Source organism: Vibrio sp. 10N.261.52.A1 (genome assembly GCF_002876325.1).
GTDB classification, from domain to species: Bacteria; Pseudomonadota; Gammaproteobacteria; order Enterobacterales; family Vibrionaceae; genus Vibrio; species Vibrio chagasii.
On record NZ_MCYD01000883.1, the window covers coordinates 1 to 3,163 of the forward strand.

The following is a 3,163-nucleotide window of genomic DNA, read 5'->3' on the forward strand; positions in this document are numbered from 1 at the left end:
TCTAACACTTTTTACTGATAAATATATAAATAGCAAAAATAATAGGCTTGGTAGCAGCCAAAGTAATAAGTTTGAAACGCTCATCGCTGGTTTATAAAGTACAAACTCACCAAACCTTTCTGTCATATATTGAGTAATTTCATGATTACTCTTCCCTGCTTTCACCATATTAAATACAACAAGGCGCAAGTCCTTTGCAATCGGAGAGTTTGATTCAATCAGGTTCTGGTTTTGGCATTGCGGACAGCGCAGTGTCTTTGCTAAAGCAATGGCGCGCTGTTGTTGGTCGGGGCTTTCAAACTCAAAAAGTTCCACTTGTATGCTGGTGCTCTTATCACTGGGAACAAACAAATCTTCTGCGGATGCGGGTAGACTTATCGTGATAATCATAGAGACGAATAATATTATTTGGGCTAAAGATCTCATTATCCATCCACACCATCAAAATAAAAAGCAAGCTCATCTTGCCACACGGATTCGTTAATTACGCCCATTAACTTCTTCACAACATTTCCTTTAGCATCAACCAAGTATGTCTCTGGAGTCCCTATTACACCAAGTTCGAGCGCTAGCTTGCCTTGAGGATCGCTAATCACTTTTGAATAAGGGTTTCCATCACTCGATAGCACATTAATAGCAGCGGCCTGGTTATCTCTGTAGTTAAGCCCAATAATTGGAATATCTTGGTCTTGAAGCTCCAATAAATACGCATGCTCCGTTTTACAGATCCCGCACCATGATGCCCATACGTTGACCAGTTGATAAGCGTGCTGTGTGATGTCCGCTCGCGTTAGCTGCTGTTTCGCTTTGATACTTTGACTATCTACTAACGCCGTCGATGTAAATTCAGGGAACACTCTTTGTGATGTCGATACTGTGGTGGTTTGCTGTTTATTCTCTAATGCAAACAAAAATGCCAACACCACGATCAGTGCCAGCGTAATGAGCACGATAAGTTTGTTACGAACGTTGGTATGCATACTGTGACGCCTTAACGGTTTTCTTTTTACGATGAGTCAGTGAAAGCAATCCGCCTAAGATAGAAATCAGCCCACCGAACCAAATCCAGCGTGCATACGCCTTGTACTGAACACGAAATGCATACGCTGTTGAATCGACTTTCTCTCCCATAGTGATGTAGACATCGCCATGCCAGAACCACTTCATGGCAGGCTCACTCATGTTCATCACTCTGACTTGATAGTGTCTTCTCTCAGGATTGATAGAAAACGCTCGCTCACCGGTGCGCAACGTAAGCATCGCTCTTTCAGCCGTAAAGTTTGAAGCGACATAGAGCTCCGTGTCCTGGTGCGAAAGCGTCCAATCCATGAACTCTACCTGCTCCCCAGGACTCAATTTATAACTGCGTTCAAAAGAGTGGTAACTGTTCATTGCAGCCCCTACTGCTAACACAGCGACGCCAACATGCGCTAATGTCATTACCCACACTTTACGTTGAAACTTAGAATCGCGTGTTACCACTAATCCGTAAACATGAGTAAGGACTACCCAAAAGGCGAGTGACCATGTCAGTAGTACCATCACTTGGATCGTACCTACTTGCAAAATGTAAGTTAGCAAGCCAAATCCGGAGGACAACAAAGCAATGCACCCAACCACACCTTTCGATGCTTGAGGTTTAATACTGAGCAATGGTGCTAACCCTATCACTCCCATCGCAAGCAGAGCCAATGGCGCAATAAGAAGATTAAAGTAAGGTGCGCCCACTGAGATGTTTCCAAGGCCAAGCAATTCAAAGACCATTGGATAGAAGGTACCAAACACCACCACCGCCGTAGCCAGTACAAATATAAGTACCGCGACTAAGCTCAAAAAACTTTTGCTAGCAAAACTGGTGATTGGATTCGACTCGAATGATTCACCACGAACTATAAGAAGAGAAAACGAACTCACTAACACCAAAACCAATATCAGCAACAGCGCGATACCTTTGGTTGGGTCAACAGCAAAAGCATGAACGGAAGTGAGAACGCCAGATCGAACGATAAAAGTACCGAGGATACTTAAACAAAACGTAATGAAAGCAAGGCTAAGTGACCACTTCAGCAACTGCTGCTTACCTTTAGCAACGCCCAAACTGTGCAGTAAAGCGGTTGATGTTAGCCAAGGTAATAGGCTGGCATTTTCTACCGGATCCCAGAACCACCAACCACCCCACCCTAGCTCGTAGTATGCCCACCAAGAACCAAGAATGATCCCTACGGTTAAAAAGATCCAAGCGACTAAGCACCAACTGCGACAATGAGCGACCCAATCGAACTCAATCGGATCCACAAGCAAAGCGGCCACAGCAAATGCCAATACAACAGAGAAACCCACATAACCCAAATACAATAGAGGTGGATGGAATATCAAACCAATGTCTTGCAGCATTGGGTTAAGATCGCGCCCTTCAAGTGGCAAGGTGGAGTTCAATTCAAACGGATTCGAAGCAAACAAGGTGAACCACGCGAATATTGCGAGTAACACATTCATCACCCACAATACGCGGCTCTGATACTCCGAAGAATATTGCTTTTGTAGGGCAATCACACCCGACCAACAGCTAATGGTTAACACCCAAAATAGCAATGAGCCCTCATGTCCAGCCCACACAGCCGCCATTTTGAAGAAGGTGGGTAATTGAGTATTAGAGTGTTCTGCAACATAGAGGATGGAAAAGTCGTCACTGACAAAGGCATAGCCAAGTAAAACGATAGCGCCAATGGAAAACAAAGCGCTAGAGAGGGAGAAACTGCAAATTAAAGCCACATTTTGTGCTTGTTTAGTGAGCATTTGATACATCGAATGCACAGCGATAATGCTGCTAAGAACAGCGACCAAAATTAAACTAAATAGCCCCAAAGAACCGACCATATCACCTCAATCAGGATCTACCTAAGCAGAACCAAGTAAACCGTAGTTAGCTTCTTTACTCAAAGAAACAAAGAATGAGTAAGCAGATGCTCAGTATCCAACATCTGCTTGATAGGGCGTGTTGACCTTTCGAGGTTAAATTTTGTTCGAGATAAAAGCGTTTTAATCGCGGCGAGGGTGAAGTAGCCTAGTCGTTCTAAGCAAATCTCCCTCAACAAAGAGTAAAACGCTTTTAGCCGAACCCTTCGGGCAACGTTTGCTGGGTATCTCTACTACGTTATCGGCT

At 44.2% G+C, this 3,163-nt stretch carries 3 protein-coding genes; all 3 read right to left on the reverse strand.

The window, feature by feature from the left end:
• The coding region (locus tag BCT81_RS19070) for a cytochrome c-type biogenesis protein CcmH (RefSeq protein WP_102425484.1) at nucleotides 1-429 on the reverse strand (429 nt) is incomplete at its 3' end.
• Entirely contained in the window at nucleotides 426-980 is a 555-nt protein-coding gene (locus tag BCT81_RS19075; RefSeq protein WP_102425482.1) for a DsbE family thiol:disulfide interchange protein, read from the reverse strand. The genes BCT81_RS19075 and BCT81_RS19070, both read right to left, overlap by 4 nt.
• Nucleotides 961-2,877 carry a heme lyase CcmF/NrfE family subunit gene (locus BCT81_RS19080; RefSeq protein WP_102425483.1) on the reverse strand — a complete coding sequence of 639 codons (1,917 nt, stop codon included), beginning with the start codon at nucleotides 2,875-2,877 and terminating at the stop codon, nucleotides 961-963. The genes BCT81_RS19075 and BCT81_RS19080 overlap by 20 nt, the downstream gene beginning before the upstream one ends.
• Nucleotides 2,878-3,163 lie beyond the last annotated feature (286 nt).